We start from the raw sequence: 22,423 nt of genomic DNA, 5'->3' as shown, positions 1-22,423 counted from the left end.
ATCCATCTTCCTTGCCACATTGTCAATCAGCCATACTTTGTTGCATCTTGTTTCAATTAGTTTCAATTTACTTCACATAGAGGAGATATCAGTTTTTCTTCAGCAGACTTGCCGCTTCCTTGTCAACCAGCCACATTAGCCGCCCCATGTTGGGTTTTATCAAGCAGGCGGGAATACGGTGCGGATCGGGGGTGCTTTCCAGTACCTCACGCAGAACGGACGCCTTGTCACTCCCTGAAACCAGAAAAATCACTACTGCTGCCTGATTAATGACCGGGACAGTCAGCGTCAGCCGATACAGTCCTTCCTCAGCCACATAGACCTCTGAAACCCAGCGTTGCTGTTCATCCAGAACAGGCTCCTCCGGAAACAAAGAGGCCGTATGACCGTTTGCTCCCAGGCCGAGCAGGATCAGATCGAAGCAGGGCAGATCTCCTGCAAAAAGCTCAAATAGAAGCGATTGATATTCTCTGGCAGAGTCTTTTGGCGAACTGGCACACTCCATTGGATGTATCTGTTCAGCCGGAATTGGTACCTGATCGAGCAAGGCCCGTCGGGCCATGCCTGCGTTGCTGCGCCGATCAGTCCCGGGGACACAGCGTTCGTCACCCCAAAAAATATGGGATTTTTCCCAAGGTATTAACTCACGGAAGGGTAATTGGGCAAGAAGTTCATAAGTACGGGCTGGTGTACTGCCTCCGGAAAGTGCCAATGTAAAGCGTCCCCTTTCCTGCACCGCCCGGTTTGCCTCTGCCGCAACACATTCAGCTGCAACCCTGCTCACAGCCTCAAGATCGTCGCAAAACCTGATCATCAGCTTTCATCTTCCGCTGCCAGCCGGATATCAGGCTGCAACCAGCTGTGCCCCTCCTTTGCGATCAGGAGGTCGGCTGTTTCGGGTCCCCAGCTACCTGCCGCATAGTCTGGAAAATCTGCAGGCGGCACAGCTTCCCATACATCGAGAATCGGCGCAATTACTGACCAGGCGGTTTCAATCTGATCGGCACGCATGAACAATGTGGCATCGCCACGAATGACATCCAGGAGCAAGGTCTCGTAGGCTTCGGGAGGTGTGACACGAAAGGCTTCATTATAACGAAACTTCATATCCACCGGCCCCAGCAGCAGGCGGGTTCCCGGCTGTTTTACCTGAATACGGGTTGAGATTCCTTCCTCGGGTTGAATACGAAGAACAAGACGGTTCGGCTGCCAGCTTTCCACCGCGGCAGCAGGAAAAAGTTGGTGGGGAGCGGGACGAAACAGAATGATTGCCTCTGAGACCTTGGCTTGCAAGCACTTTCCGGTGCGCAGATAGAACGGAACTCCCTGCCAGCGCCAATTATCAACGTATAGTTTAAGCGCTGCAAAGGTCTCGGTAACGGACTCCGAAACCACGCCATGCTCCTCACGGTACGCCGGAACATCCTTGCAGGATACCTTGCCCCTGCTGTACTGGCCGCGTACCGCCATCCGGTGAACCTCTTCCGTCCGAATGGGGCGGATCGCCCGTAACACATCCAGCTTTTTATTGCGTACTTCGTCTGCGGCAAATGACACCGGCGGTTCCATGGCGATCAGAGAGAGTATCTGAAGCAAGTGATTCTGCACCATGTCACGCAAAGCTCCAGCGGTATCGTAATAGCCGCCACGCTGCTCAACGCCCACTGTCTCCGCCACCGTGATTTGAACGTGATCGATGTAACGCCGGTTCCAGACCGGCTCATACAAAGAGTTGGCGAAACGCAGGGCGAGGATGTTCTGAACCGTCTCCTTGCCCAGGTAGTGATCGATGCGATAAATCTGCGCCTCTGCAAACATTGAGGTCAGAAACCCGTTTAACTGGCGGGCCGATGCGAGATCTCGCCCGAATGGCTTCTCCACAACAAGCCGGTCACGAGCGCAATCCTTGCATACCCCAAGAATCTCGAGATAGCGGGCTGCCGCTGCTACCAGGCCAGGCGGGATGGCTAAATAAAAGACCCGGATAGCACGGCTGTTCCACTCGCGGTCGAACTCTTCGAGCCTCCGGCCGAGCAGTGTACCGGTCTCCGCTGAGGTGAAATCCCCACTGAAGTATCTCAGCCGCACGGCAAACTCGTCCCATTCCTTTTGATCTGCCGCACCGCGTCGCGAAAAACGATCCACTCCATCCTTGAGCTGTTGGCGGAATCCGGCATCATCCAGTTCCCTCCTGGCAACTCCGACAATGGCCAGTCGTTCAGGCAGATAACCATCGAGGAAAAGGTTGTAGAGCGCCGGGACCAGCTTGCGAAGGGCCAGGTCTCCAACAGCACCAAAGATCACCATCACGGTCGGTTCCAATGGTAGATTCATAGTTCAATCCTTTGTAAGAGAAACCGCCTTATCAGGTTGTTGAAAAACGTCATGAGGAGGCCAAGATGCAATGCGCAAACGAGCGAAAAGCCGAGGCGTACCCGTGTGGTACGTTGAGGTTTTGAACGAGTGGCAAAGTCGCAGATTGGCCCTTTAGGCCCATGGGTCCGCAGTAGATTTTGAACAACCTGTCACCTGTGCTCCCGGTGACCGCCGAACTGATACCGCATCGCAGACAAAAGACGGTTGGCAAAATCAGCGTTGCCTCGTGAGCTGAACCGCTCATAGACTGCGGCACTGAGCACGTTAGCCGGAACCCCCTCATCAATGGCCGCGGCTATCGTCCAGCGCCCTTCCCCGGAATCCGAAACCCGACCCTGGAAATCCTTCAGATCAGGATTATCCAGTAGAGCGGTGGCAGTAAGATCCAGAAGCCAGGAGGTGATCACGCTTCCCCGCCGCCACACTTCAGTGATGTCGGCCAGGTTCAGCTCATACTGATAGTATTCGGGATTGCGTAGCGGAGTTGTTTCAGCATCGGCTGCCCGACTCTCTTTGCCGGCACCTGCATGGCGAAGGATGTTCACCCCCTCGGCATAGGCTGCCATCAAGCCGTATTCGATTCCGTTGTGGACCATTTTTACAAAGTGACCCGCACCGCTGGGGCCGCAATGGAGATAGCCCTGCTCGGCAGTCCCTTTACCATGCTCGCGACCGGGGGTTCGCGTGGCGGTTCCGATGCCTGGGGCCAGGGTTGTAAAAACAGGATCGACACGTTCGACAACTTCTTGCTCTCCTCCAATCATCAGGCAGTAACCCCGCCCCCGGCCAAATATTCCTCCGCTGGTCCCGACATCCAGGTAGTGGATTCCAGCTGCCTGCAATTCACCGGCACGCCTGATATCGTCATGATAATGGGAGTTGCCTCCATCGATGATCACGTCATTAGCTGACAGCAAAGGAACAAGGCTTTTAAGGGTGGAATCAACCACCGCAGCCGGCACCATCAGCCACACCACTCGTGGAGTGGTAAGCTGGGCGCAGAATTCTTCCAACGATCTGGCCCCGGTACAGCCTTCCTGTTCCAGCGTCTCTACTGCATGGATATCCAGATCGTAGACGATGCAGTCATGCTCTCCCTGAATCAAGCGCCGCACCATGTCGGCGCCCATCCTGCCCAGGCCGATCATGCCAATCTGCATCTGCCGTCTATTGTCAACTACTCCGGATCCGCTGGGAGTTTGAGGTGAGATGGTCATGTAAAATCCTTTCCTGATTGGCACTTAGCAAGTCTAGGTAAAAATTACTCCTCCCCCGCTGGGGGAGGGATGCATTGAGCAGTAGAGCGATGCCAATTAATATCCCTTTCAAGTTCCCGCCGCTTTGTCTTCAAGGACCGCAACTTTATCCAGACGGCGACGATGACGCTCATCGCCGCTGAAGCTGGCAGCAAGAAAGCTCTGCACCAGCTCTATGGCCAAGGCACGGCCTACCACGGCACTGCCGAGGCAGATGATGTTCATGTCATCGTGTTCCACCCCCTGGTGCGCAGAGTAGTGGTCATGGACCAGCGCTCCTCGAACCCCGGGAACCTTATTGGCGGCAATGGAGGCGCCGACACCGCTTGCGCAGAGCGCGATGCCGCGATCAAGCCTCCCCTCTCCCACCGCTTTCGCCAGGGGGATCACGAAATCGGGATAATCGTCGGACGCATCAAATTTAACGGCACCGAAATCAATCAGCTCGTATCCCGCCTCACGCAGCTCCGCAACAATCTGTTCCTTCATTGCAAATCCACCATGATCTGCGGCGATTCCGATTCGCAGAGCGCTCATTGTGTTCCCCGCTCCAGCAGACGCAGCGCCCGCTCGCAGACATGCTCCACGGTAAAGCCGAATTCGCGCATAACCACCTCACCGGGGGCAGAGGCACCGAAATGATCCACTGCGATGATATCCCCCTCCATTCCAATAAATCGGTGCCACCCCTGTGAACAGCCCGCCTCGATGGCCAGCCGTTTGGTTACCTGGGGAGGAAGAACTTGGTCGCGGTATTCCTTGGGTTGTTCGTCGAACAGTTCCCAGCTCGGCAGGGAGACCACCCGAACTCGAATACCCTCCTCACCAAGCTTTTCCCGTGCGGAGACCGCAAGATGCAGTTCGGATCCGGTGGCAATTAAAATAAGATCCGGTATTTCATCGGCCAAACCGCACAGAATGTAGCCACCACGCCACAGGCCCACGGCCGGGGCACAGCTGTTCCGATCCAGGATGGGAATATTCTGGCGGGTCAGGATAAGTGCTATTGGCAGGTTGTTCATCTCCAGAGCAACCTGCCAGGCCACAGCTGCCTCGTTGGCGTCGCCTGGACGGATCACCACCAGGTTGGGAATCGCCCGAAGCGCTGCAAGATGCTCCACCGGCTGGTGAGTGGGGCCATCTTCACCAAGACCAATACTGTCGTGGGTAAAGACATGAATTACATGAAGCCCCATCAGCGCCGCCAGACGCAGGGAAGGCCGCAGATAATCGGAAAAGGTGAGAAAGGTGGAGCCGAAGGGGATGGTGCCGCCGTGGGCAGCCATGCCGTTCATGATTGCACCCATGCCATGTTCACGGACCCCGAAATGAATATTGCGTCCACTGTAATCCCACACTCCGCCAACCGCTCCCTGCCTGTCACCAGGTTGCAGAGCCGGGCTCTGAAAATCACCTTGTTCTTTCAGAGCGGTGTGTGTGGATGAGTTCAGGTCTGCCGAACCGCCGATCAGCTGCGGAATGCGGGAGGCAAAGGCATTCATTACCTTCCCGGCGGCAACCCTGGTAGCAATCCCTTTCGTGGTGGGATCAAAGTGCGGCGTTTCCACATCCCAGCCGGAGGGAAGTTCAGCAGACATTACCCGGCAGAGCTCCGCCCCTGCCTCGGGGAACTCACGGGTATACTGCGCCAACCTCTCGTTCCATATCGATTCCGTCTGGCGTCCCGATTCCACTGCCCGACGAAAATGCCGGAGCGCCGCTTCCGGTACGTAAAACAGCGGCTCCACAGGCCAACCAAGACGCTCCTTGGTAAGTCGTACCTCCTCCGCTCCCAATGGAGAGCCGTGAGCCTCGAAGGTGTCCTGTAGATTAGGGGAGCCGTAACCGATATGGGTGCGGACCAGAATAATGGAAGGGCGCCCTGTCTCAGCCTGTGCGGCTTCCAGTGCGGCATGAATGGCAACCAGGTCATTTCCCTTATCCACAGTCTGAACGTGCCAGCCGTAAGCTGCAAAGCGGGCGGCACGATCTTCGGTAAAAGCGAGGTCTGTACCGGCGGCAAGAGTGATCCGGTTGTCATCATAGAGGCAGATCAGTTTACCAAGGCGCAGGTGACCGGCAAGGGACGCAGCCTCGGACGCGACACCTTCCATCAGGTCGCCGTCACCAACCACGCAGTAGGTGAAATGGTTGATCAAATCAAAGTTCGGCCGATTGTAGCGGGCTGCAAGCCAAGCCTCGGCGATTGCCATCCCGACGGCATTGCCAAATCCCTGTCCCAGCGGACCGGTGGTTGTCTCGATCCCCGGTTTGACTTCCCGTTCGGGATGGCCGGGGGTCATGCTTCCCCACTGACGGAACCGTTCGATTTCAGCCAGGGGAAGATCGTACCCGGTGAGATGAAGCAGAGCGTACAGAAGCATTGAGCCATGACCGGCAGAAAGGACAAAACGGTCGCGGTCGAACCAGCCGGTATTGGCCGGATTGTGTTTCAGAAAGCGGGTCCAGAGGACATAGGCCATGGGTGCTGCCCCCATTGGCATGCCGGGGTGTCCGCTATTGGCCTTTTGTACGGCATCAACCGCCAGGAAACGGATAGTGTTGATGCAGAGATCGTCCAAGGCGTCAGGTGCAAAGGTTTTAGAAAGCTCTTCCGTCACAATGGTTCTCCTTTCGCTGAAGGTCTTTGTGAAAGTATACCTGCAAAAGCAGAGCTTACATTAGGGGATTGCAATGGGGACCTGATACTTAGAGACTTAGTGACTGCATCTGCTTCAACGGGGGCGTAACGGATCAAAGAGATACTCCAATCCGTTGACTTTGATTTCAAACACTGTCTGCAGCATCCTGCCGAGCTTGCCTTCGGGGAAACCTTTGTTGGCAAACCAGACCACATAAGGCTCCGGCAGGTCTACCAACAGTCGCCCCTGGTACTTGCCGAAGGGCATCCTCATTGTTGCCAGTTCCAACAGTTCCTTTGGGTCATAGGCAGCTGCAGCACATGGATTCAAACGATCATCAATCATGAAATCTCCACCCATCAAGTATGTTTCTTCTCTTCCTCTCGTTTATCCATAAAAACCTTCAGAAGATCAATAGGCACGGGGAAAATCGTGGTGGAATTCTTTTCTGCCGCGATTTCGGTCAAGGTCTGCAGAAAGCGGAGCTGCAGGGACATCGGCTCTGCCGCCAAAACATTTGCTGCCTGGGCCAGTTTCTCCGAGGCCTGGTATTCTCCTTCAGCATGGATTACCTTGGCCCTCCGCTCACGCTCCGCTTCCGCCTGTTTTGCAATAGCACGCAGCATCTCCTGGGGCAGGTCGATGTTTTTCACCTCGACGTTGGCAACCTTGACTCCCCACGGCTCGGTGTGGCGATCGAGAATTTCCTGCAGCTGTCGATTGATTTTTTCCCGGTTTGCCAGCAATTCATCCAGTTCCACCTGACCGAGCACGCTTCGCAAGGTCGTCTGGGACAATTGACTTGTGGCATAGAGATAATCTTCAACATCGATGATCGACTTTTCCGCGGCAATAACCCTGAAGTAAATAACTGCGGAAACTTTTACCGTCACGTTGTCACGGGTGATGACATCCTGGGGAGGAACATCCATGGCCACGGTGCGCAGTGAAACTCTCACAAGTCGGTCTATTCCCGGAATGATGAAGAAGAGACCGGGACCTCGCACACCGGCGAATCGGCCAAGCCTGAAAAGGACACCGCGCTCATACTCCGGCAGCACCCGCACTGCGCTGGCGGCAACCATCCCGAGAAAAAACAGCACAAAGGCAATCGGCACATAATTGAGTATATTGAACATGGGCTCTCCTTATAATGCTTCGGTTATAACTGACTGACATCAAACCGCGCGTTCCTTGTTACCTTCCTGACCCGCAGCCGCAGTCCATCCACCTCGACTACTTCCACCTGATCGCCGCGTCGTATCGGTCCATTACCACTCCAGGCATTCCAGCGTTCACCATGCACCAGCACGGTGCCTTCGGGTACCATGTCACTGTCAGCGATTCCATTTTCTCCGGTAAGTCCTTCACTGCCGGTAACCGGCTTACGTCGGTGGGCCTTGATCCCCCGATTGACCACCCAGCTGAAAAAAGCGGCGATGGTGACAACCGTCGTGAAGATGACACTCCAGGAGAGCTGCAGTTCGGAAACCGGCGACCGGAACAGAAAGAGCGAGCCCAGTGTCATTGCTACGATGCCGCTGATCGTCAGCATCCCATAGGAGACAACCTTTATTTCTGCAATGAAGAGGATCAGTGCAAGCAGGATGAGCAGCACCCCTGCGTAATTGACCGGCAACGATTGCAGGGCAAAAAACGCCAGTATCAACGAGATGGCTCCAATTACGCCTGGCAGAATCACGCCGGGCGTGGAAAGCTCGAAAAACAAGCCAACGAATCCGAGCATCATTAACAGATAGGCGATATTGGGGTTGCTGACGGCATCAAGGATCTTATCCCTGCTCCCCATTTCATGCCTGATCAACTCTGCTCCGGCTGTTCGCAGGACAACAGCCCCCCCATTCCGGGGAATAAGCCTGTTGTCAAGTTTCAACAGAAGTTCGGTCCGACTGCCAGCCATAAGATCGACAACGCCACCCTCCAGCCCTTTTTCCGCCGAAAGCGACAGACTTTCTCGTACCATTTGTGTCGCAAGATCCTGGTTTCTACCACGCTTTATGGCAATCCCTTCCACATATGCCGCCGCATCATTAAGCACCTTTGCAGCCATTACCTTATCCCGCTTTTCCCCCATCGATACAGGGTGGGCAGCTCCGATGTTTGTTCCGGGAGCCATGGCGCATACATCCGCAGCCAGGGCTATCACCGCACCTGCCGACGCCGCCCGTGCTCCGGCAGGTGCCACATACACAACCACCGGCACAGAACTGGCAAACATGCTCTTGATGATGGCCCGCATGGCTGTGTCCAACCCGCCAGGTGTATCCATCTCAATCACAACCGCCTGTTCACCCAGCTGTGCGGCCTTTTTCAGGCTGCGCTGCATGTATTCGGTAGTTATCGGATTGATGGTGCCGTCTATGGTGACAATACCGATAGGGGGTGGCGCCCCCTCGACGGGAACTGTATCAAAGAGCAGCAATAGACAGAAGACGAGCAACAATCGGATCATAGGGTTAGTATATCTGTCCGCTTGTGCCAGTCAAACCCGCTGAATTTTTATAAAAAAAGAGCGGATACCTAAGGCATCCGCTCCTGTGCTACTGAAATTTTCTCTTAAATTATATGATCGCTCCGGTTGCATCATGCCCTGAATCCGCCATGGTTAATGCAAGGATATGATCAATCTCGGCACTGTCCAGGGTCTCCTTGGCAAGCAGTTCAGTCGAGAGCTGCTTTAATCCTTCCATATGAGACAGCAGCAGATCACGGACTTCATCATAGGCAGAAGTGACCAGTGTGCGAATTTCAGTATCTATTTCAACAGCGGTAGCATCACTGAAATTTTTTCCTGCACTGGAACCGTCATTATCGGTAGTTGTTTCATGATTTCCAAAAGCAACCGGTCCAAATGCTTTCGACATACCCCATTCGCAGACCATCTTGCGAGCCATGTCCGTTGCACGGGCCAGATCGTTTCCGGCTCCAGTGGTGGTTGTGTTGAAAATCAGATCTTCGGCTGCGCGGCCCCCCATCAACACTTTGATGTGGGCAATCAGCATTTCCCTAGTGTAGCAATGGATATCTTCTTCAGGAATCTGGACTGTAACACCCAATGCTCTTCCTCGTGGGATGATGGAAACCTTGTGTACTGGATCGCATCCCGGCACAAGCTTGGCAACCATGACATGGCCTGCCTCATGATAAGCTGTCCCCTGTTTTGCACGCTCAGACAACACCATTGATTTCTTTTCTGCTCCCATCAGGATCTTATCCCGTGCGGTCTCGAAATCCTCCATGTCCACCAGAGGCTTACCTGCCCTGGCTGCAAGGATGGCTGCTTCATTGACCACGTTGGCAAGATCGGCGCCGGAAAAACCGGGGGTACCCCTTGCTATCAGTCGCAGGTCCACCAGTGGATTCAATGGAACATTGCGCACATGAACTTTCAATATCTCTTCACGTCCCTTGATATCCGGTGAACCTACCACCACTTGCCGGTCGAAACGGCCCGGTCGCAGAAGCGCGGGATCCAGAACTTCAGGACGGTTTGTAGCGGCAATGACGACAATGCCAAGATTAGCCGCAAAACCATCCATCTCCACCAGCAGCTGGTTCAAGGTCTGATTCCTCTCATCACTGGGACCGCCACTGCCAGAGTCACGACGCCGGCCAACAGCATCCAGCTCATCAATGAAAATGATGCAGGAACCTGCTTTCCTGGCTTGCGCAAACAACGTCCTGACCCTTGATGCTCCTACTCCGACATACATCTCTACGAATTCAGATCCAGACATGGCAAAGAACGGCACACCAGCCTCCCCAGCAACAGCCCGGGCCAGGAGGGTTTTACCGGTTCCCGGAGGTCCCACCAAAAGCACCCCCTTTGGCATCTTACCTCCCAGTCGTGCAAACCGGCGCGGATCTTTGAGGAACTCCACTGTTTCAAGCAGGTCGGTTTTGGCTTCGTCAGCTCCAGCGACATCCGTGAAGATAGTCGTGGTCTTGGAAACATCCACCTGGGCAACCTTGCCTTTACCAAATACCGCCATTTTCTTCATGATAACCACCAGCGGGAGCAGGGCCAGGAGTACGAAACTGAACTCGAACCACCGGAAATTTGCAGCCGCAGGTTTTGCCGAGAATTCTACCCCTTTTTCCAGCAGCATCTTGGATAGATCGGCATCTAAAGGTCTGTAAAGCTGGTAGGTGATTCCCTTTTTACCGTCAGCAGTTATGGCATCACCTTCAATCTTTACTTTGATTATTTCCCCAGCCTGAACTTTCTTGACAAAGGCTGTGTAACTGAGCTGATCCTTCTCCGGGGCTTTGAAATGATTCCAGACAGGAACACTGAGTGCTCCCACCACGATGATACTTGCAATGATACATACCAGCACCCGGGGAGTGAATTTACTGTTTTTCATGGTCACCTCGTACTTTTTCAGGGCAGTTCCGGGCAGTGCGAGTTCAGCTCGATACATCCCGGGTTGCATCCATACTAGAAGGTAACCGCTTTAAAAGATGTGGGTCGAATCACAGGAGAGGCATTGAGACGAGAATCAGACAGGGGAAAGATGCACTGAGAAAGCCCAGGCAGTGAGCTTTCTCAGTGCATTCAGGACAAGCAGCAGATCAGGCACCAAGCGCCTGTCGCAGATCCTGTTCAGGTGAAGTGACAGGACCAAGATTGAAGTTTTCGACCAGGAAATTCAGCACTCCGGGTGAGACATAGGCCGGCAGGGATGGGCCCAGCTTGATGTCCCTGATCCCGAGATGCAGCAGGGTGAGCAGGATGACGTGGGCCTTTTGCTCGTACCAGGAGAGGAACATGGAAAGTGGCAATTCATTCACGCCGCATTGGAATGCGTCAGACAGCGCCAGGGCGATGCGTATGGCGGAATAGGCATCGTTACACTGCCCCACATCCAAAAGCCGCGGAATGCCGCCGATATCACCAAACTCCATGCGGTTGAAACGATTCTTTCCGCAGGCCAGGGTCAAAATCACACAATCCTTGGGAACTTGCTGTGCCAGATCGGTGAAATAATTGCGCCCCGGCTTGGCGCCGTCGCATCCGCCAATGAGGAAGAAGTGCTTGATGGCGCCGCTCTTAACTCCCTCAACAACCTGCTCCGCCACATTGAGCACCGCCTGATGGCCGAACCCGACCATGATCTCCTGTCCAGGTTTCTCTTCCAGGTCTGGAAGCTCAAGTGCCTTTTCGATCAGTGGTGTGAAATCATGTCCATTGAGGTGCCGAATTCCGGGCCAGGCCACCTCACCCCAAGTGAAGAGCCGATCAGTATAGGATTTGTCGGGACGTTGAATACAGTTGGTATTGAAGATGATCGCCCCTGGGAAATCGGGCAGCTCCCGGGTCTGGTTCTGCCAGGCACTGCCGAAATTGCCGGCAAAATGCTTGAATTTACGCAGCCCCGGATAACCATTCGCGGGCAGCATCTCGCCGTGGGTATAGACATTGATCCCCTTGCCTTCGCTTTGCTGAAGAATCTCCTCCAGCATCGGCAGGTCATGTCCCGAAACCACGATCCCCTTCCCTTTCCTGGTGCCCAGGTTAACCTTCATCGGTTCGGGTGCGGAAAGCCGTTCTGCATGGCCTTCATAAAGAAGTTCCATTGTACGCAGGTTCATCTTTCCACATTCCATGGAGAGGGCCACAAAATCCTGCAGTGTTTTGGTACGGTCCACAGTGGCAGCGAGGGATCTGTGAATGAAGGCATAAATCTCGTCATCTTCTTTCCCCAGTTCCGTCGCATGCCAGGCAAAAGCTGCCATCCCCATTAATCCGTAGATGAGAATCTCGATGGTAGAGAGAATATCAGGATCCTGATGCCAGGTAAGCACGCCGAACTGCCGGCCTTGTGTGATGAGTCCTGCCGTATCTTCAGCCGGTTTCCAGGCTTCCGGACCTGCGTCGAATTCCGGTGCCGGCCCTCCTTTTTGCTGCTGGTGTGCCTGCTGGAAAAGAGCACGTGCCTTTTCCTTGATTTGATAGCAGCGACGCAGACGGGCAGCAATATCTTCGGGGTCAAAATTGACATTTGTTACCCGGGTGAAAAGACCACTCAGCATGAATTGATCTATTTCCGGGTCCTTAGCTCCAAAGTCCCTTGCCAGATGAGCATATACAGCAACTCCCTGGAGACCGTGAATCATCAGGTCAAGCAAAGCCGCCACCTGCGGGTCCTTGCCGCAGTTTCCCATTACGTCGCACGCGATCCCGCGTGTCGCCTGTTCACACTGTCTGCAAAACATAGCCGTTTCCATTTTGACTCCTTTGGATTTTAGGTAGTTTACATCCCCAAACTAAAAGAAAAGGTCGTCCATGTTACTGCTGGGCGACCTTTTTCCCCTGTCTACAGGGTCAAATACTATAACTGTGATTGTCCTTATCAGTGTTCTGCTTTACCGGCTTTTCCAACATCAGCGCCGACTTTACCTGCGGTATCTTTAGCTAACTGCAGGTGCTGCTCCAATACCGGAAGTGTCTTCTGAGCCCAGGCTTTCAGATCAGGATCTTTCACTTTCTCGGTAGCTTTTCTGAAATCCTCAATGTCTTTGGTATGATCCTTTACCATACCCTTCATATACTGCTTGTCGAATTCCGGTCCGGAAGCTTTCTGCATTTTATCCATCATTGATTTGTGTTTGCGCTCAAGCTTTGTCGGCATTGTCCAGTTTTTCTGCTGAGCAAGCTGTTTCAGCTCATCATTGGCCTTGGTGTGGTCAGTAACCATGCGGGAACCGAAATCTTTTACATCCTGAGTTTGCCCCTTGTCTCTCGCAAGCTGACCAAGCTGCACTTCCATCATGCCACCACTTGCAGCTTCCATAAAAAATTTCTTGTCAGCTCCGCTCGGCCCTTTATCAGCAGCAAAGAGAGGAATTGCAAAAGCAATAGCCAACAGGCCGATCAGTATTCCTAACCACGTTCCCTTCCGCATAGAACCTCCGTTTCCTTGAAATATTTATTAATGTTTCTGTTTAAAAATTACCATGCAAACAGGCGTTGTCAACTGACATCACCAAAGCTTGACGCACCATATATACCCTGATCAGCCGCTAATTGCGGGGCTGATCAGGGGACAATGCATTGGCATTCAAAAGGAAAAGAAGGGGAATCAAGAAGAGCTGAAACGGGAATGGTCAGGGTGCCGCAGGAAGGTAACCGGGGTCACTGAATCCAGTCATGGGACCGGAATTTTTTTCGATAATCACTTCAAGCTTGTCGTTGGCGGGATCTTGCTGCCATCCTGGAACAATAAAGGATGGTTTTACGGAAATAGCATATTCACGACTGTGCGTCTCTTTACCGTTTGAATCAACTTTTACAAAACTGTAGCGCAAAGTACGTGTCTCTGATGCGAGAGCGGGCAGAATAGCCTGATAGGTAAAGTGGGTGTTAACAACCTGTTTCATGGGTACACGAGCCCAGACATCGCCCTTTGCAGAACTGAACCTGCAGAAGAGTGCCGCCATATCTCCGGTACCATCTACAACAGCCTGCAGCACAGTGCGTTTCCCGGTAACAATAAAACTGAAGGGATCATGGGTTATTCCGCTCGTATCCTCGGGCGCGGTCTTTGTGACGGGTACGTCTTTGGATACAGCCTCTTTCAGTGGTACTGCCGCAGGACCGGCAGGACTGGTTTCAGGTGAAGCGGGCACAGAAGTCACACCAGGAGCTGGTTCAGTCATCGTTGCTGCGGGCAGGGGTTCTTTTTTTTCACGTCTCTGCTTCTTGTGACTTTTCTTCTCTTTTTTAGGATTCACCTTCTTGACCTTATTGAGCTCCTGCAGGGTTATATCGTAGTCCGTAAAACCAGCCGCAAAACCAGTCAGTGGTGCCCCACCAACAACCAGTAATAACAAAACCGCACATACCAGTGGCAGTGCCTTGTGAAAAACCATAATTCACCTCATTCCAATGTTGATGCATGTTTCCAGTAGATGCTGCCAGAGCGAGGCACACCTTAGCACACCTTTCCCTGTAAATCATAGAGCCTGCCTGTATTTGACATCACTTTTCACCATCCTATACTTCGAGGATAAACAAAACCGCAGATTGGCCCCGTAGTAGTTTTACCAGCCTGTCAAAAGGAGTTCCCATGTTTGATGTCATCATTGCGGGTGGCGGGATTGCCGGAATGAGCGCAGCGTTGATTCTGGGAAGATGCCGCAGAAATATCCTGATCTGCGACACAGGCAAGCCTCGTAACAGCTCGTCAAAGGCCCTGCATGGGTTCATTTCTCGGGACGGCATTAATCCATTTGAGCTTCGCCACATCATCCAGGAAGAACTGAAGGCCTATCCATCAGTCATACAGATGGAAGCGGAGATCATTGATGCGGAAGCGCATGAGAAGAGTTATGAAGTACGCCTGATAGATGGCCGGACATACCAGGGTAAATATCTGCTGGTAGCAACAGGCATAGTTGATCATCTTCCTGATATTGACGGAATAGAAAGGTACTACGGACACAACGTATTTCACTGTCCCTACTGTGATGGATGGGAACTGCGGGATCAGGCGCTGGCAGTATATGCTGAAGGCGCAACTGGTGTGGAGTATGCCCTGGAACTGACCGGATGGAGCAATGATGTCATCCTTTGCACCGATGGAAAAACATCACCTTCACAAGATCAACTGATCCTGCTTGAGCATCATGGAATAAAAGTTGTTACCCAGCGAATACGCAACCTTGAGGGTGAAATCGGCGGCATGTTTCAAATACGCTTCCAGGACGACACCCTGCTGACACGCCGAGCGCTGTTCTTTTATCCATCCCAGTCTCAGGCCTCTCCACTGGCTGGAAAACTGGGTTGCACCATAACACCGGTGGGTGAAGTTGAAACTGGAAAGTTCCAGCAGACAAGGTCACGTCTCTTTGTGGCAGGTGACGCAGCCAAATCGATTCAACTGGCAATAATAGCTGCGGCCGAGGGAGCAGAAGCTGCATTTGCCCTTAATACTGCCCTACACAAGGAAGACCTTGAGAACCATAAAAAACAAGCCCTTTAAAAGGCAACCTTTAAAAGGGCTTGAGCTTTGCTTCATGCGTGTCAGGCAAGGGCGAGGCGTGCCTCGCCCATAGTGATGCTTCTACCTCCCGCCACCACTTCCGCCAGTTCCGCCACCGGTAGAGCCTCCCATTCCGCCGCTGCCCCCCATGCCACCGCCAGTACCGCTGCCGCTGCCTGTACCACCCATGCCACCGCCAGTACCGCTGCCGCTGCCCGTACCACCCAAACTTCCACCCATACCGGATCCAGTGTCTGTACCGGTTGTACCGTAGCCAGTGCTGCCGCCCGTGCCGCTGCCGCTAGTGCCTGATCCGGATGGGCTTGTAGTTCCATAGCCGGTGCTTCCACCAGTACCTGACCCGATGCTACCGCCTGTGCCGCCGCCGGTGCCAGATCCGCGTGTTGTGCCATACCCGGTGCTGCCACCAGTGCCACCTCCGGTTGCACCTTCTTTCTTGTTGCACCCTGTGCTCAATGCCATCCCTGACAAAGCAACGAGCGCGGCAAGTGCAAAAATAGATCTTTTGACTGTTCTCATGGATCGATCTCCTTTTATCAATGGAATAATCACCTGTCTCCTGCTTTAAAAATTCTAGTTCAGAATACCAACTAGTCAACATTGCCAAACAAGTCGCTCCTTGACTCTTGGCTGGAAAGGATGTATTCAACTTTAAAATTATTTAACAGAGAGGGCTTCATGCAAAAACGTCACAGTCTTATCGTCAAGCTCACCCTGGCCACATCCCTTATACTAATTGGTTTCATGGTTCTCCTTGATTATCTCAATGTGAAAAATTTCCAAAAAGTCATGCAGGAGTATTCCATCTCCACTGCTGACCAGATGGCCGAGATCATCAACCAGAGTGCCTACGATGCCATGCTCAAGAATGATAAGGAAAGTCTTTACAAAATGATCGACAGGATCGGTAAAGGCAAAAGCGTGGATCATATCCGGCTGATAGATCGTGAAGGTAGAATTGCCTACTCAAGCAACAATAAGGAAATTGGTACCGTAATTGATAAAAGTGCTGAAGCTTGTGCCATGTGCCACAAAGGTAAGGATCCCAAACTCTATGCATCCACTATGCATCGAAGCCGCCTGTTTACCAATTCTGAAGGCAAAGAGATGCTTGGGCTTACCAACGCAATCTATAATCAGCCCACATGCGCTGTTGCCTCATGTCATTTTCACCAGGAAAATCAAAAAGTATTAGGCTTACTGGATATAGAAGTATCAATGGCCAACATGCGCTTGAAAACTCAGGAATATCATGCACAGTTTTTCGTTATCGCATGCGTGATGCTTCTCATTACCGGCGGCAGTCTGACGTTTCTAACTCAACGGCTGGTTAATCGTCCCGTCCAGCGACTGGTGCGGCATACTACCCTGGTTTCAGCCGGGGATCTTAATTCAAGGGTACCTGCTGCTTCGGGTGATGAACTGGGAGAACTCGCCAAAGCACTCAATCGTATGACTGAAAATCTTAAGATGGCGCATGAGGAATTAACCAGATGGGGCTATAATCTTGAAGAAAAGGTTGAAGAAAGAACCGTAGAGATCAAAAAGATAGAAACCCAGCTACGACGCTCGGAAAAGCTCGCTTCACTGGGAAAACTGGTTGCGGGTATCGCCCATGAAATAAACAATCCTTTGACAGGAGTGCTCCTCTATTCTTCCATTCTGACCGCGGATAAAAGACTCGATCCGGAACTGAAACCTGATCTTGAAAGGATCACCTCTGAAAGCCAACGCTGTGCCGACATTGTCAGTAGACTTCTGGAATTCTCTCGTGAAGCAGTGCCGCGTAAAGAAGCAGTCTCCCTGAATGCGTTACTGGATAAAGTAGTAACCCTGGTTCACAAGCAACCAACCTTTAGTGAAATATCAATCATCAAAGATTATTCAGGGCATATGTCGGACATACTGGTGGACCCCAACCAGGTTCAGCAGGTGTTCGTGAACCTGTTTATTAATGCCAGCCATGCCATGCCCAGTGGCGGGACTCTCACTATCCGTACTTGCATGATCAATGATGACGGATTTGCCTGTGCAGAAATAAAGGATACAGGGCATGGCATTGATGCGGAGCACCTGAATCACATCTTTGACCCTTTTTTCACTACTAAGGCGGACGGTACTGGGCTGGGGCTTTCCATATCTTATGGGATAGTTGAGAATAACGGCGGGAAGATCGAGGTAAAAAGCAGGTTGGGAGAAGGAACAACTTTCACTATCTCACTTCCGGTGTACGACAATGGATTCCTTGACGACATAATGATTTGATCGGGAAACAAAGCTTGAAATAAAAAACCCGGGGATTTGCCTCCCCGGGTTTTTTATTGTGACGACAGTATTTTAAATGGATTTATCTTTCCTGCTGGGCACGGGCAGAAATCCCCAGCCGTTTGAGCATCCCTTGAAAATTAGGCCGCAGCATGCCGGTTTCTTCGGCGGCCCGTGTTATATTCCAGTTGTTCCGCTCGAGAGCGCCCATTACAAAAGCTTTTTCAATATCCTCCACCGAGCGTTCCCGAATGTGACGCTTCATTTCTTTAAGTTCATCGGAGTTAGATGGCACGTACCCTTCAAATTCCACCTGCTCCACAACCAAAGGTTTTGCTCCAAACAGTTCCAGATCGTCTTTAGTGATTATGTCTCCTTCTGTCAGGACTACAGCTCGCTCGATCGTATTCTCCAATTCCCGCACATTGCCGGGAAAAGAGTAGCCTTCCAGCATGGCCATTGCATCGGGCGAGAGACCGCGGACATCCTTTCCTATTTCTTCAGTGAATTTCTTAAAAAAATGACTGATCAGAAGCGGTACATCTCCTTTGCGCTCACGGAGAGGAGGGAGTTCGATCGGTATTATGTTGAGACGGAAATAAAGATCCTCCCTGAAAGTTCCTTCGCTCACCATCTCCTTCAAGTTGCGGTTTGTAGCTGCAACCAGATGAATATTGGTTGGAATGGGCTGTATACCTCCGATGGGAGTCACCTGGCGCTCCTGAAGCACCCGCAGCAGTTTGGCCTGGGTGGACATGCTTATATTCGAAACTTCATCCAGAAATAAAGTCCCGTTATCCGCCACTTTGAAGAGACCGACCTTTGTCTGGACCGCTCCGGTAAAAGATCCTTTTACATGGCCAAACAGTTCGCTTTCCAGAAGATTTTCAGCCAGTGAAGAACAGTCGACAGCCACAAAAGGCTGATCTCGTCGTGCACTGTTCTGGTGTATGGCCCGAGCAACAAGCTCTTTTCCTGTGCCGCTTTCACCAGTTATAAGCACAGTGCTGTCAGTAGGTGCGACCTGCATGATGCGGCGATATACTTTCTGCATTTCACGACTTTCTCCCACGAAGCTTGCAAAGCCGTGATGGCTGGAGATTTCCTTCTTAAGGTAAACCTCATCGAATAACACATTGCGACGTTCCAGCGTCCGCTCGACCAATTCAATAATCTGATCAGCCTTGAAAGGTTTGGCAATATAATCCGCAGCACCATGTTTCATGGCATCCACAGCAGTATCTACACTCGCATAGCCGGTAATCATAATCACTGGAACATCGGACTGTAGGGCTTTTACCGCCTTCAGCACCTCTATGCCGTTCATTCCGGGCATTTTGAGATCAGTAATGATCAGATCGAACGTACGTACCTGCATAAGTTCCAGAGCACTATGGCCACTCTTGCATGTCTCGACTTCGAAACGGTCATTGCTCAGTATGCGTTTTAAACCGTCCCTGATGACTGCTTCATCATCAATAATCAAAATATTGATTCGTTCCATGCACTCCCCTTTCCACGTCGCAGGCCCTTAATTTGTATACAATTTTTATTTTATACCTTTATAATTCCAACCAAGTCAACTACTTAGTATTCGCAAAAACTTATTAAATCAATAAAATAATTCCAAACACCAGACATGTATAAGCCCACTATACATTCCTCTCTGGCTGAAGATATTGTTATATCTATCTAAGTTTCAGCAACTTACATCCAAATTCCCCTCTCGCAACTCCTCCTTCACTGTATATCAAAACTATTCCTTATGTGACCTATCCATTGGTTCACTACTATCACTTTTGCTATTTTATATATATGTTTCAGTTATTTAGGGCCACCGTCCTTTCTACAATTTAACTTGGCACGGCCAATGCTAATACCAAGACAACACCAACAAACTACTTAGCTTCAGATACATATCCGCTGCACAGGAAAGGAGATTGTCATGAAAACCTCATACGCAACCATCGCAGCTCTTCTGGTACCCGCAACCAAGGCTTTGGCTTCCGGCAACGCAGGCGAAGAAGGAATGAGTCTCTTTGCAGCAATCTTTCTGGCCTTTGCAGTGCTGATCGTCATGTTCCAACTGGTGCCGGGTGTGATGCTGTTTGTCGGAATGATCAAAGGGATTTTCTCCAGCGAGAAAAAAGCTGCAGAAAGTACCAGCAAATCCTGATCGCAGCACATTCTCCTGCAGATATGCGAGGGTGACATCATGCAAGGACTTCTAATTGTTGATGACGACAGGGATAGCAGGAAGATGATGGCCGACATCTTCATCGATGAGGGCTATACGGTAACAGCAACAAGCTCGCTGTCCAGCGCCCTCTACGGCATCCTCAAGAAAACAGCCCAGGTTGTCCTGCTTGGCAACAGGATCGATGACCTGGGAGCGGCAGACATCATCCCTCTGCTCAAACAGTGCAACCAGAAACTGAACATCATCCTTGTGGCAGCAGAGACTTCACTGCCGCTGATCCGCAAGTTACGCAAGGAAGGCATCTTCTATCATGCACTTAAACCCCAGAACACGGCAGACCGTGAAGAGATCCACCAGGCGGTCGAGTGTGCCTTCAAGAACATTGGACATTTTTAAAAATAAGAGGTAATTAATAGTATACTGTATACAAAAGGAGAGCCGCCATGAGAACCACAGCACTTTTAAATGCACTGCTCGCAAGTCTCGCAACCGTTTCCAGCGCGTATGCAGCCGGAGGCCGTGAGGACACCAGCGGATTGTTCGTGTACATCTTTCTCGGCTTCTGTGCTCTGATCATCGCGCTGCAGATCATGCCGGCCATCCTGATGCTGTTCGGCATTATCAAGGGAGTCCGCAAGGAAACACCGGCAGAGGCAAAGGCGCATAAATAAGGATACGGGGAGACGAGGTAACGGGGAGACGGGGGCACCCCCTTCCCCCATCTCCTCGTTACCTCATTACCCCTTCACCCCGTTCCCTGCTTTTCCGCTTCTCCGTTACCGATTCACTGAAAGGAGTTCCTGTGAAGAGAGATATGTGCTGCACCATTGTATCGGGTCTTTTCATTCTGGTTCTGCTCATGGCCGTCGTTGCTCCTGCTTCGGCGGCCTCTGGCGCTAATGACACCTGCCTCGGGTGCCACGGCAGCAAGGATATCGCCAGCCAGGGGGGAGAGCGCCTGTTTGTTGATCCGGCCAAGTTCGCTGCTACCACCCATGCGGTAATCGGCTGCGATTCCTGCCACACGTCGGTTACCCCGCGCCATCCCCATGACGGCAGCAAGCCGGCGAAGGCGGTCTGCAAGGAATGTCATGCTCCGATACATACGGAGTATGCGACAGCCCTGCACAGTACCAAGGCGAGCTGCAACGATTGCCACAATCCCCATGAGGTCAAGCCTGCATTGATGGATTCAGGGGATAACATCAACCGCAAGTGCGCCAAGTGCCACGATCCGGCGACTACGGTGAAGACACACTCCAAATGGCTGCCCCAGGCCGATCTGCACATCGAGGCGCTGCCCTGCATCACCTGCCATACAGGTTCGAAGAATTATGTGATTACGATGACCATTCAAAACCGCAAGGGGGGTGACAAGCTGGCTGATTTCAAGTCGGCGGAATACGATGAACTGACCAAATTGAATCCGGCTGAGGGCGATGTCAAACGTCTGGTGGACAGGGATGGAGATGGCAAGATTACTCTGAAGGAGCTGAGGAACTTCAATCTCGAGCTGCGCGGCAGGGGCATGCGTCTGTGGGGCATGATGATGCCCGAGGTGGTGACCCATACCTACCAGATCCTGGATAACCGCTGGGACTGTTCCTTCTGCCATGCATCAGGTCCCCAGGCGATGCAGACCAGTTATGTGGCGTTTCCCGAGAAGAACGGCAGGGTGACACGAGTGCCGGTTGAGAATGGCGCTGTCATGGACCTGCTCTACGGGACGCCTGATTTCTACATGATGGGTTCCACCCGCAGTACGGCGCTCAATATTGTCGGCGGGCTGATCATTGTGGGTGGCCTAATGATGCCGGTCGGCCATGGGACGCTCCGGTTTTTGACCAGAAAGAACAGAAAGGGACAGGGACACTGACCATGAAACATACCGAGCACATCTACCTTACCCCCATGCCGGTCAGGATCTGGCACTGGCTGAACGCTTTCGGGATTGTTACTCTCTGCATTACCGGGCTGCAGATCCGCTTTCCGGACCACGCCAATATCTTCGGCACCTACAAGGCGGCCATCAGCCTGCACAATACCGCGGGTGTGGTGGTCTCCATTTCCTATGCGCTCTGGCTTTTGTACTACATGCTGGTGGCAGGGACGCTGGTGAAGCTGTACATTCCCACCATTGACGACATTACGAGAGGCGTCTTCCGCCAGGCATTCTTCTATTTCTTCCATTATTTCCTGGGGCGCCCCAACCCCCATCACGCTACGCCGGACAGCAAGTTCAATCCGATGCAGAAGGCGGCCTATCTGATGATCATGCTGGTGCTCTTGCCACTGGTGATCGTGTCGGGTGCTGCCCTGATGTACATTGCACCGATGCGGGAGTTCATCCTGATCATCGGGGGGATCAAGACCCTGGTCAGTGCTCACTTCCTGATTGCCTGCAGCTTCTGCGCATTCCTGTTCGTGCACATCTACCTGGCAACTCTCGGGCATACGCCGCTGGCATACTTCAAGCCGATGTGGAATGGATGGGAAAAGGTAGAACATGGTGAGGAAGAGCACGAGGGGGCGCATAAAACTGAACATGCACATTGAGAAACAGTCTCGAAGTATCGGCGCCTCGGAGTCACGGAGGAGGCATCTTCAGCGACTCAGAGACTCAGAGACTGCCCTATAAACGTTATCCCAGGAGGT

21 protein-coding genes are annotated in these 22,423 nt (G+C 52.3%); 7 read left to right on the top strand and 14 right to left on the bottom strand.

The genetic code is table 11. The annotated features are described in order from the left end of the window. Positions 1–88 precede the first annotated feature (88 nt). The 12 genes from pgl to KJB30_RS06400 form a co-directional block, all read right to left on the bottom strand. Entirely contained in the window at positions 89–814 is a 726-nt protein-coding gene (gene pgl / locus KJB30_RS06455) for a 6-phosphogluconolactonase (protein WP_214297149.1), read from the bottom strand. Beyond that, complete coding sequence (zwf, locus tag KJB30_RS06450; protein WP_214297147.1) at positions 814–2,334, bottom strand: glucose-6-phosphate dehydrogenase; 1,521 nt, start codon at positions 2,332–2,334, stop codon at positions 814–816. The genes pgl and zwf overlap by 1 nt, the downstream gene beginning before the upstream one ends. 191 nt (positions 2,335–2,525) lie before the next feature. Then, positions 2,526–3,593 (bottom strand): phosphogluconate dehydrogenase (NAD(+)-dependent, decarboxylating), encoded by a 1,068-nt coding sequence (gene gnd, locus KJB30_RS06445; RefSeq protein ID WP_246545550.1) that lies wholly within the window; start codon positions 3,591–3,593, stop codon positions 2,526–2,528. Positions 3,594–3,701: 108 nt separating this feature from the next. Further along, on the bottom strand, positions 3,702–4,169 hold the full coding sequence (locus KJB30_RS06440) for an RpiB/LacA/LacB family sugar-phosphate isomerase (RefSeq protein ID WP_246545549.1): 468 nt from the start codon (positions 4,167–4,169) through the stop codon (positions 3,702–3,704). Next, positions 4,166–6,253: a transketolase gene (gene tkt / locus KJB30_RS06435; protein ID WP_214297145.1), complete on the bottom strand. Its 2,088-nt coding sequence runs from the start codon at positions 6,251–6,253 to the stop codon at positions 4,166–4,168. The genes KJB30_RS06440 and tkt overlap by 4 nt, the downstream gene beginning before the upstream one ends. Before the next feature lie 114 nt (positions 6,254–6,367). After that, the gene (locus tag KJB30_RS06430; protein ID WP_214297144.1) at positions 6,368–6,619 is read right to left on the bottom strand and encodes a DUF3820 family protein; all 252 of its coding nucleotides are present in this window, start codon (positions 6,617–6,619) and stop codon (positions 6,368–6,370) included. A 14-nt stretch (positions 6,620–6,633) separates the two neighbouring features. Then, positions 6,634–7,413 (bottom strand): slipin family protein, encoded by a 780-nt coding sequence (locus KJB30_RS06425; RefSeq protein WP_214297142.1) that lies wholly within the window; start codon positions 7,411–7,413, stop codon positions 6,634–6,636. Positions 7,414–7,436: 23 nt separating this feature from the next. Beyond that, positions 7,437–8,747, bottom strand: a complete 1,311-nt coding sequence (locus KJB30_RS06420; RefSeq protein WP_214297141.1) for an NfeD family protein — start codon at positions 8,745–8,747, stop codon at positions 7,437–7,439. A gap of 109 nt (positions 8,748–8,856) precedes the next feature. Next, positions 8,857–10,662 (bottom strand): ATP-dependent zinc metalloprotease FtsH, encoded by a 1,806-nt coding sequence (ftsH, locus tag KJB30_RS06415; protein WP_214297139.1) that lies wholly within the window; start codon positions 10,660–10,662, stop codon positions 8,857–8,859. A 208-nt stretch (positions 10,663–10,870) separates the two neighbouring features. After that, positions 10,871–12,526 carry a hydroxylamine reductase gene (gene hcp, locus KJB30_RS06410; RefSeq protein ID WP_246545548.1) on the bottom strand — a complete coding sequence of 552 codons (1,656 nt, stop codon included), beginning with the start codon at positions 12,524–12,526 and terminating at the stop codon, positions 10,871–10,873. A gap of 125 nt (positions 12,527–12,651) precedes the next feature. Further along, a complete protein-coding gene (locus KJB30_RS06405; protein ID WP_214297137.1) occupies positions 12,652–13,203 on the bottom strand; it encodes a DUF4142 domain-containing protein in 552 nt (183 codons plus the stop codon). Positions 13,204–13,405: 202 nt separating this feature from the next. Beyond that, positions 13,406–14,170: a hypothetical protein gene (locus tag KJB30_RS06400; protein WP_214297136.1), complete on the bottom strand. Its 765-nt coding sequence runs from the start codon at positions 14,168–14,170 to the stop codon at positions 13,406–13,408. A 197-nt stretch (positions 14,171–14,367) separates the two neighbouring features. Between KJB30_RS06400 and KJB30_RS06395 the strand changes: the two genes are divergently transcribed. Continuing rightward, positions 14,368–15,282 carry an NAD(P)/FAD-dependent oxidoreductase gene (locus tag KJB30_RS06395; RefSeq protein WP_214297134.1) on the top strand — a complete coding sequence of 305 codons (915 nt, stop codon included), beginning with the start codon at positions 14,368–14,370 and terminating at the stop codon, positions 15,280–15,282. Positions 15,283–15,323: 41 nt separating this feature from the next. Here KJB30_RS06395 and KJB30_RS06390 read toward each other — a convergent pair whose 3' ends face one another. Beyond that, the gene (locus KJB30_RS06390) at positions 15,324–15,710 is read right to left on the bottom strand and encodes a hypothetical protein (protein ID WP_214297132.1); all 387 of its coding nucleotides are present in this window, start codon (positions 15,708–15,710) and stop codon (positions 15,324–15,326) included. A gap of 271 nt (positions 15,711–15,981) precedes the next feature. Between KJB30_RS06390 and KJB30_RS06385 the strand changes: the two genes are divergently transcribed. Next, the gene (locus KJB30_RS06385; protein WP_214297130.1) at positions 15,982–17,568 is read left to right on the top strand and encodes a sensor histidine kinase; all 1,587 of its coding nucleotides are present in this window, start codon (positions 15,982–15,984) and stop codon (positions 17,566–17,568) included. Positions 17,569–17,650: 82 nt separating this feature from the next. On the opposite strand, the gene KJB30_RS06380 is transcribed toward KJB30_RS06385, so the two are convergent. Further along, positions 17,651–19,072: a sigma-54-dependent transcriptional regulator gene (locus KJB30_RS06380; protein ID WP_214297129.1), complete on the bottom strand. Its 1,422-nt coding sequence runs from the start codon at positions 19,070–19,072 to the stop codon at positions 17,651–17,653. 441 nt (positions 19,073–19,513) lie between these two features. On the opposite strand from KJB30_RS06380, the gene KJB30_RS06375 reads away from it, so the two are divergent. The 5 genes from KJB30_RS06375 to KJB30_RS06355 all read left to right on the top strand — a co-directional run bounded on the left by KJB30_RS06375 (position 19,514) and on the right by KJB30_RS06355 (position 22,324). Then, positions 19,514–19,744, top strand: coding sequence for a hypothetical protein (locus KJB30_RS06375; protein ID WP_214297127.1), 231 nt, complete (start codon positions 19,514–19,516; stop codon positions 19,742–19,744). A 39-nt stretch (positions 19,745–19,783) separates the two neighbouring features. Next, positions 19,784–20,164, top strand: a complete 381-nt coding sequence (locus tag KJB30_RS06370; RefSeq protein ID WP_214297125.1) for a response regulator — start codon at positions 19,784–19,786, stop codon at positions 20,162–20,164. A 47-nt stretch (positions 20,165–20,211) separates the two neighbouring features. Further along, complete coding sequence (locus tag KJB30_RS06365; protein ID WP_214297123.1) at positions 20,212–20,439, top strand: hypothetical protein; 228 nt, start codon at positions 20,212–20,214, stop codon at positions 20,437–20,439. A gap of 131 nt (positions 20,440–20,570) precedes the next feature. Beyond that, complete coding sequence (locus tag KJB30_RS06360; RefSeq protein ID WP_367618936.1) at positions 20,571–21,644, top strand: cytochrome c3 family protein; 1,074 nt, start codon at positions 20,571–20,573, stop codon at positions 21,642–21,644. A gap of 2 nt (positions 21,645–21,646) precedes the next feature. Next, the gene (locus KJB30_RS06355) at positions 21,647–22,324 is read left to right on the top strand and encodes a cytochrome b/b6 domain-containing protein (protein WP_214297121.1); all 678 of its coding nucleotides are present in this window, start codon (positions 21,647–21,649) and stop codon (positions 22,322–22,324) included. The last annotated feature ends 99 nt before the right edge of the window (positions 22,325–22,423 follow it).

The organism is Pelotalea chapellei (assembly GCF_018531195.1).
Classification (GTDB): Bacteria; Desulfobacterota; Desulfuromonadia; order Geobacterales; family Pseudopelobacteraceae; genus Pelotalea; species Pelotalea chapellei.
This window is presented reverse-complemented; position numbering and strand designations above follow the sequence as displayed.